The organism is Peptidiphaga gingivicola (assembly GCF_001652275.1).
GTDB lineage: Bacteria > Actinomycetota > Actinomycetes > Actinomycetales > Actinomycetaceae > Peptidiphaga > Peptidiphaga gingivicola.
Window position 1 is genome coordinate 884313 of record NZ_LVZK01000001.1, and the last position, 19759, is coordinate 904071.

Here is a 19759-nt window from a genome sequence, read left to right on the forward strand (position 1 = left end):
TAGACTTATGCCGTGAGCATGGCACTGTACCGACGCTACCGTCCGCAGACCTTTCAGGAGGTCATCGGCCAAGAACACGTGACGAGGCCGATCATGGCCGCGCTGCGCGCCGATCGAACGGCCCACGCGTACCTCTTCTCGGGGCCCCGCGGATGCGGCAAGACGACGTCGGCCCGCATCCTGGCCAGGTGCCTCAACTGCGCCGAAGCGCCGACGGACACGCCCTGCGGGGTCTGCGAGTCGTGCCGCGAGCTGTCGCTGGGGGGAGGGGGAAGCCTCGACGTCGTCGAAATGGACGCGGCGAGCCACGGCGGCGTCGATGACGCCCGCGAGCTCATCGAACGCGCCGCTTTCGCCCCCGCGCGCGACAGGTACAAGATCTTCATCATCGACGAGGCGCACATGGTCTCGAATCAGGGGTTCAACGCGCTCCTCAAACTCGTGGAGGAGCCGCCGCCGCACGTCAAGTTCGTATTTGCCACGACGGAGCCCGAAAAGGTCATCGGGACGATCCGCTCGCGCACCCACCACTATCCTTTCCGGCTCGTCCCGCCGGAGACCCTTGAAAATTACATGGCGGGCATCTGCGCCGAGGAGGGAATCGAGGTCGGCGGGGGCGTGCTGCCCCTCGTCGTGCGCGCGGGCGGGGGGTCGGTGCGCGATTCGCTTTCGGTGCTCGACCAGCTCATGGGCGGAAGCGAGGGCGGAGAGCTCGACTACGCCCATGCCATCGCCCTGCTCGGATACACCGACGGCTCCCTTTTGGACGACGCGGTCGAAGCCATAGCCGCGAGGGACGGATCGACCCTCTTCGCGGTTGTCGAGCGGGTGGTCCAATCGGGGCACGACCCGAGGCGTTTCGTCGAGGACATGCTCCAGCGGCTCCGCGACCTCATCGTCATCGCTCTGGCGGGAGAGGGGGCCGACGACGCCCTCGTCTCCGTTCCCCGCGACCAGTATCAGCGCATGGTCAACCAGGCCGAGCATCTCGGGGCGCGGGGGGCGTCCCGCTCGGCCGACCTGACGAACGAGGCGCTCAGCGGGATGGTCGGGGCTACCTCGCCGCGACTCCAGCTCGAACTCCTGTGCGCGCGCCTCCTCCTTCCCGGCCCCGAGTCGCCCGACGCTTCGGCCGCGGCGGGGAGCGAAGGAGGGCGTGCCGAGGGGCGCGCGGCCGGCTCCAGCGGCAACGGACTTGGGACGAATGCCCGCGTCGCCCAGGCAGGCGAGGGACGTCGCACCGCGGGAGCCCGTGCGGGCGGCTCTGTGGGCTCCGACGACGGAGACAGTCGCGGCGGGGGCTCCCGGGACGGAGGCCCTGGCGCGAGCCGGACCCCGCGCCCGAAGGGAGGCGGCGAGGCGGACAGACACGCGGGTGCGCGATTCGACGGCGACGCCGATGAAGCCCGGAGGCCCGCGGGTCCGCCGGCTCGGCCGGCTTCAGCCCAGCGGCAGCCGACGCCGCAGCGCGGGGGATCGGGGCCGTTCTCCGGCCGCGGAATCTCGCCGACGTGGGCGGCGGGCGCTGACGACGGCCCGGACGAGCCGACGCGCTCGCGGGCTCCGCAACGCGACGAACCGCGCGCAGCGGGCCGGAACGGTTCCGCGGCTGCGAACAAACCTGCGGCCGCGGCTGAGGCGGCCGCGGGCGGGAACGAAGCGACTGCGCAAGAAAGAAAGACGGGAGCGGAAAGCGGCGTCCCGCCCGTGCGCGAGAGCGCCGACGCCTCACGCGAGGGCGTGCAATCTGCGAGCGGCGACGCGGCGATCGTCCGTCAGCGCTGGGCCGAGGTTGCGGCCGCCGTCGCCCGGTCGTCGAAATCGACGGCCGCTCTCATCGACGAACGCAACGCGATGGTCGCCGGAATCCGAGACGGGGTGCTCGGGCTCCAGTTCCGCACGGCGGGGCTCGCCACGACCTTCAACGATCGCGATCATGCGCGCCGCGTGGCTTCGGCCCTCCACGACGTTCTGGGGTTGAACCTGCGAGTACGCGGCCTCGTGGGCGGTGATGCAGCCCCAAAAGCGCCTCCCGCCCGTAGCCGGGCGGGGCGACCGGAACAGGCCCGCCGTCCAGCGCCCCAAGCCCCGCCGCCGCAGCCCGCAGCACCGCATGCCCCGTCGCCGCAGTCTGCGCCGCAGGCCCTTCCTCAGCCGGCGTCCGCGGTTCCGCAAAGTCAGCCCCGGTCCGAGCCGGACGAACCGCCGGAACCGGAGACTCCGGCTTTCTCGGAGACGCGGAGTCCGGACGGCCAAACGGATCGGAAAACGCGGAAACCGGCGCCGCGAGCGGCGGAAACGGAACGGGGCGCTGAAAAGGCGCAGCCGAGCGAAGGCGAGTGGCGGCCCTCGCCGGACATGGAGGAGCGCGGCCTGGTTCTCTCTTCCGATCGAGTCGAGATTCCCGAAGGCCCTCGGCCGACCAGAGATCAGCTTGCGTCCGCGCTCCGAGAGCTTGAGTCCGAGCAGGCGGCACGCACTTCCGGGCGTCCGGCGGACGCCTCGAGCCATGAAGGCCACGAGTCTTCGTCTGGCGGCAAAGCGTCGGCGTCCGAGGAAGGCACGCCCGGGTCGCCCATGCCCGAAGCGGCGTCGGATCCGCACGCAGACGAAGAGATCCCAGGTCCAGACACGCCTGACGCGCGAGCGCTCCGGCCAGAAAACCCCGAAGGCGGGGCCGGGGACGACGCCGATGTTGCGTCCACGCCGCACGGCCGGCCTGCCCCTCCGGCGCACCCCAAAACCGCTCCAACCGCGTACCGAGGGTCTGGCTCGACGGCGACCGGCGAACCTGTCCCCGCGGCGCGCGCCGAGCTCGACCCAGTGGCGCGCGCCGACCCCGCCCCTCCGGCGCGCGCCAAAACCTTCCGGGGAAGCGACGACTTCGGAGGCCTGCCCGAGCCGGTCGAGCTCGACGACGAACCGGACCCGTATTTCCCCGTTCCCGAGCCGCAGTTCTTCGGCGGCGCCGCTGCGGCCGACGTTCGAGGGAGCGACGACCCGGCCGGAGTTCTCGCTCAATTGCTCGACGGCGATGTCCGCGACGTCAAGAAGGCAGCGCCCGCTTCGGGCGCTGCCTCCCCGCCTGGATCGGTTTCGTCTTCCGCCGACGCAGCCTCCTCGGCGTCCAGCGCAGCCTCGTCTGCGGGAGGCTCCTCTCCGTCGTCGTCTGGTTCGAGTTCGTCGCCGTCTGGTCCGAGTCCATCGCCGTCCGGTCCGAGTCCATCGCCGCCTGGTCCGGGCTCGTCCCAGGCTGGCGCCGCCTCGCCGTCCGAATTCGACGACGTTCCCTTCTACGAGCAGCGCATGCCGACGCCGCAGCGCCCGCGAAGCGCCGAGGAGCAGGCGGGATCGGGCGAACGCGCGAGACGTCCAGAGCAGCGCATGCCCGTTCCGCAGCGTCCTCGAAGCGGCGGAGCCGCGCCGCGCGGGGCGGCGTCAATCTCGGAACGGATCATGGCCGCGCACGGGCAAGGGCGGCAGAAACCGCGAGTCGAAAGCGCCGCGGTCGACGACGGCGAAAGCGACGTCAGCCAGTCCGACCCCACGATCTCCCAATCGAAGCTGGTCGGCCTCGACGTCGTCCTCTCGACGTTCGACGGCACGATCATCGAAGAAATAGCCCGCACTGACGGAGGGAACTGATGGCTGGAGTGTACGACGGCGCCGTTCAGGAGCTCATCGACGAACTGGGTCGATTGCCCGGCGTCGGGCCGAAGAGCGCACAGCGCATAGCCTTCCACGTCTTGGCCGAGGACCCTGAGGAGGTCAAAGCCCTGGCCTCCGCGCTGCTGCGCGTGAAGGAGAAGGTGCGGTTCTGCGAAATATGCGGAAACGTCACGGAGGCCGAAGTGTGCTCGATCTGCACCGACCCGCGCCGAATGGACTCGGTCATATGCGTGGTCGAAGAGTCGAAAGACATCGTCGCCATCGAGAGAACCCGCGAATACCGCGGGCGCTACCACGTGCTCGGCGGATCGATCAATCCAATCCAAGGGGTGGGGCCGGACGACCTGCGCATCCGCGAACTCATCTCGCGGCTGAGCGACGGCGCCGTCGCCGAAGTCATCATCGCCACCGACCCCAACATCGAGGGCGAGGCGACGGCCGCGTATCTCATCCGCATCCTTTCGTCGATCGGAGTGGCCGTCTCCAGACTCGCCTCCGGCCTGCCCGTGGGCGGAGACCTAGAATACGCCGACGAGATCACGCTCTCCCGAGCCTTCGAAGGAAGACAGCGGATCCTCGCCCAGGCCACGCCCGGAGCGCCGGATTCGACGTCGGCACAGGGCTCGTCGATGGCACAGGGCTCGTCAATGGCGCAGGACTCTCCGACGGCACAGGGCTCGTCAATGGCACAGGACTCCCTGTCGGCACAGAGCTCCCCGACGGCGCGGGGCTCGTCGTCGGCCCAGGCCTCGCACGGCAGCCCCACCGCGGACGCCGGTCCGGCGTCAGGCTTGGCCTCGCCTGCGGAAGCTGCGCCCGCTCCGACGTCGCCCGCTGAAGCGGGGCCCGGCCCGGCGTCGCCGGGGCATTAAACGGCGCGCCCCCAGGGGACGAAAGGCGCGAAGGCACCGAGACGAAGGCAATAGTGTGACGAATGCCCGCGTTCAAATTTGAGAATCCGTAGCAGGCCCGCGGCTGCGCGCAGCTAACATAACGGAGACTGAAGGAGTAACACGTGGCTTTAATCGTGCAGAAGTTCGGCGGCTCGTCCGTTTCGGACGCGGCCAGCGTCAAACGCGTCGCACAGAGGATAGTCGACACGAAGAACGCGGGGAACGACGTCGTCGTGGTCGTCTCCGCGATGGGTGACACCACCGACGAGCTCATCGACCTCGCCAACGAGATCGCGCCGGACGCTCCCGCCCGCGAGATGGACATCCTGCTGACGGCGGGCGAACGCATCTCCATGGCGCTCCTGTCGATGGCGGTCAACTCGCTGGGGGTCGGCGCCCACGCCTTCACCGGCCAGCAGGCGGGCCTGCGCACCGACGCCCACTACGGCAAGGCCTCAATCGTCGGCGTCGTCCCGGAGCGAATCGCACGAACGATCAAATCCGGCGCCGTCGCGATCGTCGCCGGATTCCAGGGGGTCAACGACCGCAACGACGTCACCACCCTCGGGCGCGGAGGGTCCGACACCACGGCCGTCGCGCTCGCCGCAGCCCTGCGCGCGGACGTGTGCGAGATCTACACCGACGTCGACGGCGTGTTCTCCGCGGACCCGCGAATCGTCCCCGCGGCCAGGCAGCTGCCCTACATGACCCACGAGGAAACCCTCGAACTGGCCGCCCACGGCGCGAAGGTCCTTCACCTGCGAGCCGTCGAATTCGCCCGAAAGTTCAACGTGCCCGTGCACGTGCGATCGTCATTCTCAAACAAGGAAGGCACCTGGATCGTGGACGAGAAAACTATGAAAGACAAAGCCCTGGAAGCGCCCGTCGTCGCCGGCGTCGCCCACGACCGCTCCCAAGGGAAGGTCACGATCACGCGCGTGCCCAACGTTCCCGGAATGGCGTCGAAGATCTTCGCCATCGTGGCCGGAATCGACGGGAACATCGACATGATCGTCCAAAACACGGCCGTCGCGGCGCCCGACGTCTCGAACCTGAGCTTCACCCTCCCCAAGGCGGAGGTCGCCGCAGTGGTCGAGGCGCTGAGGAGCCATCGCGGGGAGCTCGGCTTCGGCGAGATCCGAGTGGCTGAAGACATCGGCATCCTGTCCGTCGTGGGCGCCGGGATGCGGTCCCACTCGGGCATTTCGGCCAAGCTTTTCGCCACGCTGGGAGACCTGGGCATCAACGCCGACATGATCGCCACCTCGGAGATTCGAATCTCCGTGGTCGTCGACCCCGAGCGCCTCGACGAGGCCGCTCGCTCAGTCCACACAGCATTCGGCCTCGACAGCGAGTCCGAGGCCGTCGTATACGGAGGTACTGGAAGATGACAACCCTCGCAGTCGTTGGAGCGACCGGACAAGTCGGTCGCGTCATGCGCACGCTTCTCGAGGAGAGGAACGTCGACGTCGACGACGTCCGCTTCTTCGCCTCGGCCCGATCCGCGGGCAAAGTGCTCCCCTTCCGGGGCAAAGACGTCGTGGTCGAGGACGTGGCGACCGCCGACCTTTCCGGGATCGACGTCGCCGTGTTCTCCGCGGGCGGCGGCGCCTCCCTCGAATACGCCCCGAAATTCGCGGCCGCCGGCGCAGTGGTGGTCGACAACTCCTCGGCGTGGCGCAAGGACCCCGACGTGCCGCTCGTCGTCTCCGAGGTCAACCCCCACGCGATCAAGGACCGCCCGAAGGGGATCGTCGCCAACCCCAATTGCACCACGATGGCCGCGATGCCGGTGCTCAAGCCCCTTCACGACCGGTACGGGCTGACCCGCCTCGTGGTCTCCTCCTACCAGGCCGTCTCCGGCTCAGGGCTCGCCGGAGTCAAAGAACTCGAAGGGCAGGTTCGCTCGGCGGTCGAGCAGGACGTCGCCAAGCTCGCCGTCGACGGATCGGCGGTGGACCTTCCCGAGCCCTCCGTTTATGTCGCGCCCATCGCCTTCGACGTGGTGGCGCTCGCCGGCAAGATCGTCGACGACGGGTCCGAGGAGACCGACGAGGAGCAAAAGCTCCGCAACGAATCGCGCAAAATCCTCGAGGCGCCGGATCTGGCCGTCTCTGGCACATGCGTGCGCGTCCCAGTGTTCTCGGGCCACGGCCTGGCCGTCAACGCCGAGTTCGCCAATCCTGTGACGCCCGACGAAGCCAGGGCGATCCTCGCGGACGCCCCCGGGGTAGAACTCGACGACGTGCCGACGCCGCTGCGCGCAGCCGGCACGGACCCCTGCTATGTGGGTCGGATCCGCACCGACCAGTCGGTGCCCGACGGCCGCGGCCTGGCCATGTTCATCGTGGGCGACAACCTGCGCAAGGGAGCGGCCCTCAACGCCATCCAGCTGGCCGAGATCGTCCTCGCCGAGCTGAAGAGCTCATAGCCGCGGGCCGGTTCGCCGGGCCCGGCTGGCTTCGGCTCGCCTGGCAAGGCCGAAGGGCCTCCGATCCGAGTCGGAGGAGCTCGCTCGCCGGCCGATGGCTCTTCGACCGGTGGTCGCCCGCGCTCTTCGAATTGGGGAGGCCGGTCGCATAAAGCGGCCAACTGCAGAGAACCTCCGGTCGCATAAGGCTGCCAGTTGCTTAAAGCGGGGGCGGGACCGCCTTTTAGGCCGTCCCGCCCCCGCTGCGTTCAACCGCTCGGCCAGAGCATCTGCTCGGCCGGGCAACGCGGTTTACGAGTCGTACTTGTCTTCGTCGAATTCGTCGTCGAACTCATCCTCGTCGCCCGATTCCACGGAGGGAGCGCTGTCTCCCGTGATGGGGCTGTCGCCGGTGATCGGGCTGTCGCCGGTGATGGGGCTGGCGCTGGTGATCGGCGTCGCCCCGCTGACCACGATGTAGGAGCGCTCGTCGCGTTGGTGGCGCAAGACGTTGTCGATGAAGCTCGCAATCGCCTCGTCCATGGGGATGTCGCGGCCCGCCTGCTCCGAGATGTACCAACGGTGGTCGAGGAACTGATGGAACAGCTCGGCCGGCTCGAGCTTGCCCTTGAGCTCGCGCGGCACCGCGTCGATCATCGGCTCGAACACGTTCGTCATCCAGTCGTGCGCGGCGATCGGAAGCGACACGCTCTTGTTCGCCGCCACACGGTACTGCTCGATGTCCTGAATGAGCCGCCTCGCCTGGTTCTCCTGAACGTCCATGCCGGTCAGGCGGATGATCTTGCGCGAAAAGTGCCCCGCGTCCACCACCTTCGGCTGGATTCGAATCCTCCGGCCGTCCTCGTCGGCGACGATTTGAAGCTCGTCGACGTCGAAGCCCAGCTCGTTCAAGCGCTTGACGTGCTCGTTCACCCGCCACTTTTCGTCCGTGAAGAACGTGGTCTCTCCGGTGAGCGCGTCCCACAGGGTCGTGTACTGCGCGACCAGCCGGTTCCCGATGTCGATCGTGTCGTAATCCTCGGAAAGGTGGCCCGCCGCCTGCAGATCCATGAGCTCGCCGATGATGTTCGTGCGTGCCACGTCAATGTCGTACAGCCGCTTGCCCTGGGTGATCCCGTCGTAGACCTCGCCCGTTTCGGCGTCGACGAGGTACGCGGCGAATTCCCCGGCGTCGCGCCGGAAGAGCGCATTGGAAAGGGAAACGTCGCCCCAGAAGAATCCGAGGAGGTGAAGCCGCACGAGCAGAACCGAAAGGGCCCGGATGAGCCTGTCGACCGTCTCCGGACGCTGATACTGGCCGAACAAAGCGCGGTAGGGAAGCGAGTACGGCAGATGCTCCGAAACGAAGGCCGAATTGAGCGGGCGGCCCGAACGGGTCGTCCTCCCGGTGATGACGGCTACCGGCTCGACGCAGGGCGCGTCAAGCCGCTGAAGCATGCGCAGCATCTGGTACTCGTGATGAGCCGCCGAATCGCCGATCTCCTTGATGGCCAGAATGCGCCCGTCCAGGTGGACGAATCGCACGACGTGGCGGGAAATTCCCTGAGGAAGCGCAGCCACGATGCTGTCCGGCCATCGGCTCAACGGCTTGTCCCAAGGAAGGTCGAGGAGGGCCGCATCAGGCTTGGCCGCGGTGATCCGCAGCGAGGAGCTCACCGGCCTCGCTTTCTTTGAGGCCTTCGAGCGTCTCGTCGACTTTGACGATACCCGTTCCTTCTTTGGAACCGGTTTGAGTTGTTGAATTGAATTGTCCATGATATTTGCGCGTATTGGTTATATTTTACGTGATCTCCTCGTCTGTTGAGGTGCCTCTATGTAAATATGGGGTACGCCCAACGGGCGAGAAGACGTCTTCTCTCCTTCCGCGGCCCTGCCTCGAAACGGCAAAGGCCGGGGCGTGTTCTTCCATGCCCCGGCCTCGAACGCCATCAGTTGATCCGTTCGCCACCGCTGGCGGAGAAGAAGTGAATCCGATCCGGGTTCGGTTCCACGAGGATCACTTCCCCGGGAGCTGGAACTCTATCAGGTTCGATGCGAATCGTCACGAGGTCCGAACCGTCGCCGGAGCCGAACTTATCGACTTCGCGATCGGCGCCGACCACGTGGCCGTAGACATAAGCGTCCGATCCGAGCTCCTCAACGAGCGTGACCTTGAGCGGTATCTTGCCCAGCGGGGCGCCCTCATCGGAGCCCGGCGTGTACGTGTCGTTCGAGTTCCACGAAAGGGCCTCGGGTCGGAAGCCGACGATGATCTGCCCGTTGTCTTCGCGGGTGACGGAGTTAGCGACGCTCGACGGAACAGGGAGGGAAGAATCGCCGTAGACGGCGGCGTTGCCGACGAGGCGCCAACGCCCCAGGTTCATGGCGGGGGAGCCGATGAATCCGGCGACGAAGGCGTTGGCGGGCGAGGAGTACATCTCATTCGGCATGCCCACCTGCTGGAGCAGGCCGTCCTTGAGCACGGCGATCCGGTCGCCCATCGTCAGAGCCTCGGTCTGATCGTGGGTCACGTACACGGTGGTGATTCCCAGCCGCTTTTGGAGGGAGGCGATTTGGGTGCGGGTCTGGACGCGGAGCTTCGCGTCCAGGTTCGACAGCGGTTCGTCCATGAGGAAGACCCGAGGTTCGCGCACGATGGCGCGGCCCATCGCCACGCGCTGGCGCTGTCCGCCGGAGAGCGCCTTCGGCTTCCGGTCGAGATAGGGCTCGAGGTCGAGGATCTTGGCGGCGTCGACCACGCGTTCGCGAATCTTCTCGCGCGGCACGCCTTGGATCTTGAGGGCGAAGCCCATATTGTCCGCCACGGTCATGTGGGGGTAGAGGGCGTAGTTTTGGAACACCATGGCGATGTCCCGGTCCTTCGGCGGAACGTAGGTGACGTCGTCGTCGCCGATGTAGACGGTTCCGTCGTCCACTTGCTCCAAGCCTGCGAGCATGCGCAGCGAGGTGGACTTGCCGCACCCCGAAGGCCCGACCAGAACGAGGAATTCTCCGTCGTTGATGTCCAGAGAGAGGTGATCGACTGCGGGCTTTTCCGAGCCCGGGTAGAGGCGAGTAGCCCCGTTAAAGGTCACAGTTGCCATATTCAAATGGTCCCTTCACCGGCAGGAACGTGCCGGACGGTCCGAGTGAAGAGTGCCAAAGTGTCGACTCTGACACGGATGCTTAAAACACCCGTGAAAATTATTACACAGAAATGCGCCGAGCGTGCCGCTTTTTGGGGAGGCATGTGCAGAAGAACGCAGAATCGCGGAATCCCAACGCAAATCTGCCTTTTGGCGATTCGTGCACAGCATGCTCAGGGAGCGTAACGAGCGCGCAGGGGGCGTCCTTCGATAGCGTAGAGGCGTGCGTAGGCAGATGAACATCGGCGGATACAGGCTTATCAAGCGAATCGGCGCGGGCGGCATGTCCACCGTCTTCGAGGCGGAGGATGGCGCCGGGGTCCGTGTCGCCCTCAAACTATTGCATCCGGCCCTGGTGGTGGACCACTCGGGAAGGGAGCGCCTTCGCCGGGAAGTCGCGATGCTCCAGAAGGTGCGCGGCCGCTACGTCGCCGAAGTCCTGGACGCCGAGACCGACTCCGACGAAGCTTTTATTGTGACGGAACTCATAGATGGGCCGACGTTGGAGCAAGACGTCGTCGATTCGGGAGTGTTCGAAGGGGAGGACTTGGTCGAACTCGCCGAGCATCTCCGCCAGGCGGTCGAGGCGATCCACGAGGCGGGGGTCCTCCACCGAGACCTCAAGCCGTCCAACGTCATGCTGGGCCCGGACGGGCCCGTGCTCATCGATTTCGGAATCGCGCAGGTCGATGAGGATTCGCGGCTGACCGTTCCCGGCTCGGTTGCGCACACGCCCGGGTACTGCGATCCGCGCGTCATCAACGGCGCCAACCCGGATGAAAGCGCGGACTGGTGGGCATTGGCCGCCGTCCTCGCCTTCGCAGCTACGGGTCGGGCGCCCTTCGGCAAGGGCAATCCGCAGGCGATCATGCGAAGGGTTTTCGAGGGGGTGCCGGACATCGTCGGCATTCAGGGCCCGGTGGCTGCCGCTTTCGTGCGCGCTCTCGCGCCGGACATCGAGGATCGGATCGGGATCGACGAGCTCGTCGAGGTTCTCAAGACCGGCCGGTTCGACGACGACTCTTCCGCGCCGCACGCAGCCTTCGCCGGCATCGCCGGCGTGATGGGGGGAGTCGGAAGCCTCGCCGCCGCGGACTCCGCAATGGGGGAGGGAGACACCTTCGAGCCACTCGTCACGGGCGAGACCGCCGCGCGAGGCGTCGGCGACACCGCTTCGCGGAACGCTCCGGGAGCGACGCCGCAGGGCGCCACCGAGGTGCTTGGCCAGCATCCGGGGAGGCCCGACGGCGCCGCCGAGGCGCTTCGAGCTTCCGGCGCTTTCGGGAACGACGCCGGGTCCGAGGAATACGGCGACGCAGACTATGGCGCCCGGCGGAGCGACGACGCCCGCGGGTGGGACGAGGGCCCGGAAACCGCTCTGCGGATGCGGCGAGCTCAGCTGGGAGGGCAGGCAACGGAAGTCCTCGGAGCGCCAGGACCCGGCGGGGGGCGGACTGAGATTCTTCCGGCCGGCGGCGAATCCGGCGGAGGGCGGACCGAAATTCTTCCCGCCGGGGGGTTCGGCGTCGGCGAGTCCGGCGGAGGGCGGACTGAAATTCTTCCTGCCGGGGGGTTCGGCGTCGGCGAGTCCGGCGGAGGGCGGACCGAGGTTCTTCCTGCCGGGGGCGAGTCCGGCGGAGGGCGGACTGAGATTCTTCCTGCCGGGGGGTTCGGCGTCGGCGAGTCCGGCGGAGGCCGGACCGAAATCCTTCCCGCCGGGGGGTTCGGCGTCGGCGACGATGTTCGGTCCGGCTCCCGAGCCACGCCGCCGACCGAGGTCATCTCGGCTGAACCCCCGATGGCGGCCCCGCCGCCCCAGATGCCGCCGTCGGTCCCCGTCGCGCCGCTTCCCGAAGAGCTAGGGAGCCGCAGGAATCTCGGCCAAGAGTTTGGGCAGGCGCAAGCCAGGCTTCCACCCTCGCAGCCGCAGCCTCCCGGCTCCCTCAATCCGCCGATGTGGAATGAGTTCATTGGCGGGCAGGCGCCCGGCGCGCCGGGCGAAACCCCGGAATGGATGCGTCCGTTGCCAACCGTCCGCCTCATCGTGTTCCTCGGAGCCCTCGCGATTCTCTCCTTCGCCGTGCGATTCCCGATATCGGGGATAAGCGCATATGCCTTTGCGGCGTTCGCGCTCGCGATGATCGGATCGTCTTACCGGAGCCTCAACGCCCGACGCCGAGCCCGCGGCGGCAAGTTCTCGGGCGAGAAATGGGGCGTGGCGCTGAGGCTGCCCGGCGTATTCCTGAAGACCGTCTTCGAGCAGGCGGTGTGCGTCGGCATCGGCGTCGCCCTAGGCGGGGCTGCGCTGTGGGGCTTGAGCCTCGCGGTTCCCTCGGAGCCCCGTCTCGGCACTTTTGCCGCCGTCGTCATAGCGATGACGGTCGCGTGGTTCAACGGCCTCAACGCCCCCGCGAGGCTCGGCGCCCGCAGCCTCATGGCCGCGATTGCCCCGGTCAGGTCGTACAAGTACTTCTGGGGTGTGGTCCTCGTCGCTCTCACTGCACTCGGCGTCCTCTACTCCTCCGCTCGGCAGTATCCCGATTGGACGCCGCTCGACGGCACGCCCTCCTTCATCAAGACGGAGTAGCGCGGCTGAGAGGCGGAGCGGCCCGGTTGGGCGGGGGCTGTCTTCGGCGGCCCCCGCGAGCGAACGGTGACAGAACGATCACGAGGGCTTACTAGTTTCTCCACAGCATGCTCGCCTACAATCGTGCGCATGGCTTCACGAAACACCCCGGGGATGAATTCGCCCTATCTGACGAAGCAGCAGAGGCAGCAGCAGGCCCGCGAGAAAGCCCGCCTTCTCCAGCAGGCGGAGGCAAAACGCGCCAGGCGCACGCGCTTGTTTGTGGCGTTGGGCAGCTCCTTTGCTGTCATCCTCGTCGTCGCGGCCGTCGCCTTCGTCATCTGGAACGGCACGAAGAAGGAGGAGGTGAAGCCGGAGGCAAGTCCGAGCGCGAACGTTTCGGCCGACGGCGTCATCTCCGTCGGGAAGGGCTCTTCCGAAGGCACAACTCGGGCGGGTGCGAAGAACGCCGACAAACCGAGGGTTCGCATCTATTCCGACTACGCGTGCACCCACTGCAACGACCTCGAGAAGGAATACGGCAACAAGCTTGTGAACCTCGCTGGCAAAGGCGAGATCACCCTTGAGATCGTTCCCCTGTCGGTCCTCCAGCAAAAGTTCTCGGACGTAGCCAGCCAGGCCGACTATTACATCGCCGAAAAGGCTCCGCAATACTACGCCGCTTTCCACACGAAGTACTTCGCCGACGTCTCCGCCCCGATCTTCGCGCGGAAGAAGGGCATTCCCTCGGAGTCGCAGCATAAGAAGGTCGCGCTTGACGTCGCAAAGAAAGTCGGTGTGCCCGACAACGTGCTCAAAGGCCTCAACAGTGCCCTGAGCGAGAATCGCTACGCTTCGTTCCTCCAACATGCGGCCAAGAAGTTCGCCGACGCCGGGCACCAAGGCACCCCGACCGTCACGATCAACGGCAAGAGGCTCGAAGACTGGACCGAGGGCAAGCTGCTGACCGAACTTGAAAAAGTCGCCGGGCACAAGCTCGAGGCCTCCGACGCCGAACCGGCGACGCCGAAGGGCTGACAAGCCGGACGGGGCCGGCCTGCAGTTCTCCGAGTCGATGCATAAAGGCGGGGCGACATTCGACGTCGCCCCGCCTTTGCACGTCCCCGCGCGGCGTCGCCGTGAGCGCACTTCGGCCAGACGCCTACGTTGCGGGTCACGCCGTTTCGGCTTGGGCAAACTGCCTGCATCTGGCAAGATAGAGGGGCGCTCGCTCGGGGAGCGCCCGCGCCACCTTAGCTCAGTTGGTAGAGCACCCGCCTTGTAAGCGGACGGTCAAGGGTTCGAGTCCCTTAGGTGGCTCACAGTTTCTTGCGTTTCTTATGTCCTTTGGGAAGCCCATGCGGTCGCAGCCTCTCAATTTCGTGTGCGGTCGCAGCCTCTCAATCTCTCGGGTCCGCCCTTGTTCCGATAGGGCTGCGGGAGGCTCAAACTGTGTACGCTTTCTTCGCAATGCCCGAGGCGGAGGGGAAATCGTGACGAAATCCGCCTCTCGCAGTATGGGTTTACACGGCTTCCTAGTTTAAGATTGAATTACGAGCCGGAAGTCACGCACCGGTTCGGCAAACCGACACCGGTGCGGAACGCGTCGGAGGAGACGGCTGCGATGCCCGCAACCTTTCGCGGCCCCGGCGGTCGCCTTCATTGGTGTCGGTTTGCGCCGGTCTTGCAACCGGGCCCTTTCGTCGTCAGCGACGGAAGGGCCCGCTTTGCGTCGCAGACTTTCCCCGAAGGGCCGGCTGCTTGGCAGGCAGCCCGGGGCGCTCTTTTTGCCGGATCGGAAGTTCGCCGCGACTGTTACCGGGGAACCGGCTTCGCACCGTATGTGTACGCTGCGTCTGCTCCTCGCCTTGTCGCCCGATTTGATGCACTGCGGCAAGCGGGGCGCGGGGCTCTGTCGAAGCGGCCAGTTGGCCTATCGAAGCGGCCAGTTGGCCTATCGAAGTGACCAGTCGACGGGATGCCCGCCGAGGTCGGTGAGGAGGGCGTTGGCTCGTGAGAAAGGGCGCGACCCGAAGAAGCCTCGAGTCGCCGAAAGCGGGGAAGGGTGCGGGGACTCGATCGTCGGCACGTCGCCCAGCAGAGGCTTGAGCTCTTGGGCCGGCCTGCCCCACAGGATGGCGACCAGGGGGCCGCCGCGCCCCGCGAGTCTGCGGATGGCGTGGGCCGTCACCTCTTCCCATCCCTTTCCCCTGTGCGAGGCGGGTTTGCCGGGCTGGACGGTCAAGACCCTGTTGAGAAGCATCACTCCTTGCTCGCACCAGGGGGTGAGGTCGCCGTCGTCGGCGGGGGAGATGCCCAGATCGTCGTGAAGCTCTTTGTAAATGTTGACGAGGGAGCGGGGGATCGGGCGAACTGAAGGGTCGACGGAAAAGCTCAGTCCCACGGGGTGCCCGGGCGTAGGGTAGGGGTCTTGCCCGACGATCAGCACGCGCACGGCGTCGAACGGGTATGAAAAGGCGCGCAGCACTCGATCGCCTGCGGGGAGGTAGCCGCGGCCCGCGGCGTTCTCGGACCGGAGGAAATCGCCCATTGCGTGAATGCGCTGTTCGACGGGTTCCAATTCGCGCGCCCATCCGGGGTCGATGATGTCTGTCAGGGTCATGGCACCAGCCTAGCCTTCTTGTGTGTGAGATTCGCTGACCGAGAGATCCTCGCCGACCGGGCGGGGTAGGATGCCTGAGGAAGCAGGATCGCTTTCGGCTGGAGGCACAATCGCGATGGAGGCGCGAATCCGAGAAAGGCGGAACATTGGAGGAGGGCACAAGGCTGTCCGACGTCGAAAACGCCGTTCTGGACTTGGAGGAAACGTGGTGGACCCGCGGGAGAACCAAGTCTGAGGCCATAGCGACTCTGGGAATGACCACCACCCGTTACTATCTCGTGCTTAACCGCGTTCTTGCCAATCCGCATGCGCGAATGGAACGCCCTGAGCTTGTGGGGCGGTTGCTGCGTTTGCGGGACCGGCGCGCTGGCGAGCGAAGTAGTGACGGCGATTGTTAGGCTATGAACGTGGCAGATAACGAATACCCCGCAGACGAGTTCGATCGGCTGGCAGACGCCCGGACGATTCGAGGAACTCACAGGCGCAAGGAGTCGAACCTCAAATGGTGGCTGGCGCTTGTCGCCGTTGTGATTCTTGCTCCGACCGCGGGATGGGCGATCTCGAACTACATCGGTTCCTCCGAGGAGGAGCCTGCGCCTACCGCCTCCGCGAAGGAGGCCCCTTCGGGCGCCCCGAGCGGCGCCTCTCCGACGGCGGGCCCAAGCGGCGATCCCAGTTCCTCCGGCGGGAACAAGCCGTCGGAGTCTGGCAAGCCAAGCGGGAACCCGTCGACGGACGCCTCTGCCACTCCGTCGGGGCAGGAGAGCAGCACGTCGGCCGACGCCGGCACCGGCCGTCCCGTTCTCGTGCTCAACGGGTCGAAGAAGCCCGGATTGGCCGCCACCGGGAAGCAGAAACTGGAGAAGGCCGGCTACACGAAGGTCTCGGCGAACAACTACAGCGGAGGAAGCCCCGCAGTTTCGACCGTTTTCTACGCGAAAGCCTCGGACGCGCAGGCGGCCAAGCAGGTAGCCGCGGCCCTCGGCATCCGTCCCGGCAACGTCGTCCTTGCGCCGAAGGCCACGGGAGGCGACCAGATCGTCGTCGTTCTTCGCGCCGACGCGAGGTAAGACGCGAAACAAAGCCTGAATCCCCCTCTTGAAGCCCGCCCCTTTTGCAAAAGGAGCGGGCTTGCAAGTTCTTGCGGAAGTCCGCAACCCCTTGTGGACAAGTGTGTGATTGCTTATAAAGCAGGGTGCATGCCTCTCGTAAAGCGGGGGCGCATGCGTCTTAAGGCGGTGTATGCAACAGAAAACGACATGGGTACTTAAACTCATATATTTTTAGGTACATCCTGTGTAAAGTTGGTGGCACCTGGAAAAGGCAGCAATGCCTCAACGCTCACTTTTGCGCATTCGCGCTATTTCCATAGGAGAAACCATGAATATTTCTACTAGAAGGCTGTCGCTCGCCGCCACGGTCGCGGTCGTGGTCCTGGCCGTGCTCATGGTCGTTTCACCGGCTGCGGCCGCAAAACCGGCGGCAGCTGTGAAACCGGTTGAAATCACGAAACCGGCTGTGGCAGGCGAACGGGCCGCGGCCGCAAAACCGGCCGTTCCCAATAATGCGCCGCGGGCTGCTTTGGCCGGCAAAGATGCGGTTTCGACTAAAAAAGGGGTCGCTTCGGCCAAAAAGCAACTTTTGCCCGCGGACACCCCAAGCCCGCGAACCGGAGATTTCGAGATAGACGGCAAGGGCAAGCTGGTGCGGTACAAGGGCTCGGCCAGGGACGTTGTCATTCCCGACTCCGTCAAGGTCATCGGCAAAGAGGCTTTTTATAGAACCGGCGTCGTCAAGGTCAAAGTCCCCGCGACGGTGACCGAAATCGAAGAACGAGGCTTTGCCTACTGCCGCGAGTTGGCCGCTGTCGAATTCGAGGACGCCGAGGCCAAGCCCAGCAAGCTGGTCAAAGTCGGCGAGTCTGCTTTCAGCGGGACGGGAGCTCTCAAAGAAATCGTCCTTCCTCGTTCGGTGACGCACCTCGGGAAAGTGGCCTTTTACGACAGCGGAATCGAGAAAGTTGCTCTGCCTGCCGGGTTGACGGAGATCCCCGAAAGAGCGTTCATGAAGGCAGGTCACTTGATGGACGTCACCGTTTCAGACAACGTGACGAAGATCGACTTCCGGGCGTTCGCCATAACCCATAGTCTCAGGTCTCTGAAAGTGGTCGGGGCAAACGGGCAGATCTCGACGGGATTTCCCTCGAAACTCAAAGTTCTGGGCAAATGGGCTTTTTGGCGTTCGGGGATCAGGCAAGCCGTGCTTCCCTCCGGACTGGAGGCAATCGAAGAATCCGCATTCAACCGTTCGGCGTTGGAAAAGTTGACCCTTCAGGAGGGCCTGAAGTCGATCGGGCACGGAGCGTTCTCCTTCACCAATCTAACCGAACTGACGATTCCCGATTCGGTCGTCCACGCCGACGGCGCGGTGAGCGGCACGAGGAAAATAGCCAAACTCCACATCGGCAAGGGCGTGGGGCCCGACCAGTTTGACGGCTCATTCGCCCGAAACGATTCCCTCAGAACGGTCTCCGTCAGCGAGGGCAATCCAAACTATGTGGTCGTCGGAAGGGCGCTGTTCAACAAGCAGCTGACCAAGCTCATAGTCGTCCCCCGGGGCCTCGCCGGAAGCAGCCGGTTAAAGACCTACAACGTTCCGGCAAGTGTGACGACGATCGCCAGTTACGCCTTCAGCAATTCGGCTTATGAAGAGGTCAACCTTCCGTCGGGCCTCCGAACCGTCGAAAACGGAACTTTCTCTTCTTCAGCACTTAAGAGGATTGTCTTGCCGAGAGGCCTTGAGACGATCGGGGACAGCGCTTTCGCGTGGGCGGCCAACCTGACCGACGTCGATCTTGGCGGCGCCACGACGGTCGGCAGCTATGCCTTCCAGAAGACGCCCGCGCTCAAGGCCGTCAACATGCGGACCGACCTCAACAGGCTCAAGGAGATCGGCTCGGATGCCTTCTATGACTCGGGATTGGTCGAGGCGACGCTGCCCGATTCGGTCACGGCAATCCGCTATGGCGCCCTCTCCGGCAATGAAAGGCTTCTCAAGGTCCGCCTGGGATCAGGACTTTCCACGCTGGAGGAGAACGTCTTCTACAGGACGCCGCAACTGCGCGAAGTGACGGTGGCCCAAGGCAATCAGATCTTCAGCGCCGAGGGCAACATACTCTACGGCAAGCGGAACGACGGCCTGCATCTCATACGGTCCGCTCCGGGCGACCAGACCCCCGAGCGCCATGTCAAGGACGGCGTGACGGCGATCGACGACAGGGCTTTCGCCGACAACGCGAAGCTGGAAAAGCTCCGCCTTCCCGACGGGCTCAAGAGCATCGGGAATCGCGCATTCGAGAATGCGACGGCTCTCAACGAAGTGCGTTTCCCCGACAGCCTCGAGGTCGTGGACGGATTCTTCCACACGCCGTCGCTGCACAAGGCCGATTTCGGCACCCAGATCACTTCGATTGACCGCGCCTTCGAAGGCAGATGCCCCGAGCGGATCGTCGTGCGCGGAGCCAAGAACGGAAAGTTCGTGTACTCCTACGACGAAAGCGACGAGAACTTGACGAACGGCGCGCCCCGGCCAAAGCCCGTCTCCGCGTACTTCGGCGAGGGGATGACGGAGGTCAGCTACTCTGCAGGCCTGTTCCCGAAGGTTCTCGTTCTTCCGGGCACGCTGAAGGAGCTCAACATCGACAGCGAGTCCGTCGATGGGCAATGGAAGGCTTCGGCGGTCTTCTACGTGGCGGCCGAGCCGGGCTCATCCGCCTGGAAGCTCGCGTCCGAGAAGATGTCCGCCTTCGGCATGGATCCGGCCAAGCAGCTTAAGAGGTATACGCCGATGAGTGCGACGGCGCGGCCCGCCGCCTCTTCTCAAGGGAAGTCGGCGGTCACGGTCGATGTGCGCGGAGGCGTGGCAGAGGGTGCACACCAGGCGCGGGTCGTCGCGGTCGGCTCCGACGGGACGACGACGCCGCTGTCCGACTGGGTCGAGGCAAAGGCCGCCGGCAAGGGCTACCAGGCGAGCGTCGAGTACAACGCCCGCGCGGCGGGCGGGAAGGTCAGGGTCGAGGTCCGCGACCACACCGAGCTGACCCTCATGGCCGACGTCTCCGACGGCGCGACGCCGAGCCCAGAGCCTTCGGCGTCCCAAGAACCGACGGCGTCGCCGGCTGCAACGCCCACAGCCGGGCATGCCGCCACGTCCTCGCCGACGGCTTCGACAGGTTCGGCCGCGCCTTCCTCTCCGTCTGAGCCGGAGGCCTCCCGAACCGGCCGAGGCTAAACCGGCCCAGCAGCGCAGGGAAGGGCCCCGGGGACGTCCGATTTCGACGTCGTTCCGGGGCTTTTCTGTTCCTCGAGGCGCGTGTTCGCCGTCGTCGATGCACTTTCCAACCGGTTTGTAGGCTTTGGGTCTTTTCGAACCTCTACTCAATAAAGCAAGGAG

At 65.7% G+C, this 19759-nt stretch carries 11 protein-coding genes, 1 tRNA gene and 1 pseudogene; 10 read left to right on the forward strand and 3 right to left on the reverse strand.

The genetic code is table 11. The annotated features are described in order from the left end of the window. Positions 1–18 precede the first annotated feature (18 nt). From A4H34_RS03630 to A4H34_RS03645, 4 genes and pseudogenes are all read left to right on the forward strand, one after another. Complete coding sequence (locus A4H34_RS03630) at positions 19–3645, forward strand: DNA polymerase III subunit gamma and tau (protein ID WP_064231117.1); 3627 nt, start codon at positions 19–21, stop codon at positions 3643–3645. After that, positions 3645–4244 (forward strand): annotated as a pseudogene (gene recR, locus A4H34_RS03635) (recombination mediator RecR); the annotation flags it as partial. The gene A4H34_RS03630 and the pseudogene recR, both read left to right, overlap by 1 nt. Before the next feature lie 440 nt (positions 4245–4684). Next, positions 4685–5953 carry an aspartate kinase gene (locus tag A4H34_RS03640; RefSeq protein WP_064231119.1) on the forward strand — a complete coding sequence of 423 codons (1269 nt, stop codon included), beginning with the start codon at positions 4685–4687 and terminating at the stop codon, positions 5951–5953. Continuing rightward, complete coding sequence (locus tag A4H34_RS03645; protein ID WP_009197689.1) at positions 5950–6993, forward strand: aspartate-semialdehyde dehydrogenase; 1044 nt, start codon at positions 5950–5952, stop codon at positions 6991–6993. The genes A4H34_RS03640 and A4H34_RS03645 overlap by 4 nt, the downstream gene beginning before the upstream one ends. A gap of 291 nt (positions 6994–7284) precedes the next feature. Here A4H34_RS03645 and A4H34_RS03650 read toward each other — a convergent pair whose 3' ends face one another. Then, positions 7285–8649, reverse strand: coding sequence for a DUF4032 domain-containing protein (locus A4H34_RS03650; protein WP_064231674.1), 1365 nt, complete (start codon positions 8647–8649; stop codon positions 7285–7287). Positions 8650–8921: 272 nt separating this feature from the next. Further along, a complete protein-coding gene (locus A4H34_RS03655) occupies positions 8922–10076 on the reverse strand; it encodes an ABC transporter ATP-binding protein (RefSeq protein ID WP_009197685.1) in 1155 nt (384 codons plus the stop codon). 265 nt (positions 10077–10341) lie between these two features. Between A4H34_RS03655 and A4H34_RS03660 the strand changes: the two genes are divergently transcribed. From A4H34_RS03660 to A4H34_RS03670, 3 genes are all read left to right on the forward strand, one after another. Next, positions 10342–12705 carry a serine/threonine protein kinase gene (locus tag A4H34_RS03660; protein WP_156510243.1) on the forward strand — a complete coding sequence of 788 codons (2364 nt, stop codon included), beginning with the start codon at positions 10342–10344 and terminating at the stop codon, positions 12703–12705. A 129-nt stretch (positions 12706–12834) separates the two neighbouring features. After that, complete coding sequence (locus A4H34_RS03665; protein WP_082903035.1) at positions 12835–13722, forward strand: DsbA family protein; 888 nt, start codon at positions 12835–12837, stop codon at positions 13720–13722. A gap of 209 nt (positions 13723–13931) precedes the next feature. Then, positions 13932–14004, forward strand: a tRNA-Thr gene (locus tag A4H34_RS03670). Between the two features lie 634 nt (positions 14005–14638). On the opposite strand, the gene A4H34_RS03675 is transcribed toward A4H34_RS03670, so the two are convergent. After that, on the reverse strand, positions 14639–15307 hold the full coding sequence (locus A4H34_RS03675) for a uracil-DNA glycosylase (protein ID WP_064231121.1): 669 nt from the start codon (positions 15305–15307) through the stop codon (positions 14639–14641). Positions 15308–15453: 146 nt separating this feature from the next. Between A4H34_RS03675 and A4H34_RS11545 the strand changes: the two genes are divergently transcribed. The 3 genes from A4H34_RS11545 to A4H34_RS03690 all read left to right on the forward strand — a co-directional run bounded on the left by A4H34_RS11545 (position 15454) and on the right by A4H34_RS03690 (position 19597). After that, positions 15454–15705, forward strand: a complete 252-nt coding sequence (locus tag A4H34_RS11545; protein ID WP_009197678.1) for a DUF3263 domain-containing protein — start codon at positions 15454–15456, stop codon at positions 15703–15705. Between the two features lie 9 nt (positions 15706–15714). Further along, positions 15715–16377 (forward strand): LytR C-terminal domain-containing protein, encoded by a 663-nt coding sequence (locus A4H34_RS03685; RefSeq protein WP_197480406.1) that lies wholly within the window; start codon positions 15715–15717, stop codon positions 16375–16377. A 310-nt stretch (positions 16378–16687) separates the two neighbouring features. Further along, the gene (locus tag A4H34_RS03690; RefSeq protein WP_064231123.1) at positions 16688–19597 is read left to right on the forward strand and encodes a leucine-rich repeat domain-containing protein; all 2910 of its coding nucleotides are present in this window, start codon (positions 16688–16690) and stop codon (positions 19595–19597) included. The last annotated feature ends 162 nt before the right edge of the window (positions 19598–19759 follow it).

What these genes read in the sequence shown, in the direction of transcription:
- A4H34_RS03675 (WP_064231121.1), bottom strand. Translation starts at nt 15,307, where the DNA reads ATGACCCTGACAGACATCATCGACCCCGGATGGGCGCGCGAATTGGAA.
- A4H34_RS03645 (WP_009197689.1), top strand. Translation starts at nt 5,950, where the DNA reads ATGACAACCCTCGCAGTCGTTGGAGCGACCGGACAAGTCGGTCGCGTC.
- A4H34_RS03655 (WP_009197685.1), bottom strand. Translation starts at nt 10,076, where the DNA reads ATGGCAACTGTGACCTTTAACGGGGCTACTCGCCTCTACCCGGGCTCG.
- A4H34_RS03630 (WP_064231117.1), top strand. Translation starts at nt 19, where the DNA reads ATGGCACTGTACCGACGCTACCGTCCGCAGACCTTTCAGGAGGTCATC.
- A4H34_RS03690 (WP_064231123.1), top strand. Translation starts at nt 16,688, where the DNA reads ATGAATATTTCTACTAGAAGGCTGTCGCTCGCCGCCACGGTCGCGGTC.
- A4H34_RS03665 (WP_082903035.1), top strand. Translation starts at nt 12,835, where the DNA reads ATGGCTTCACGAAACACCCCGGGGATGAATTCGCCCTATCTGACGAAG.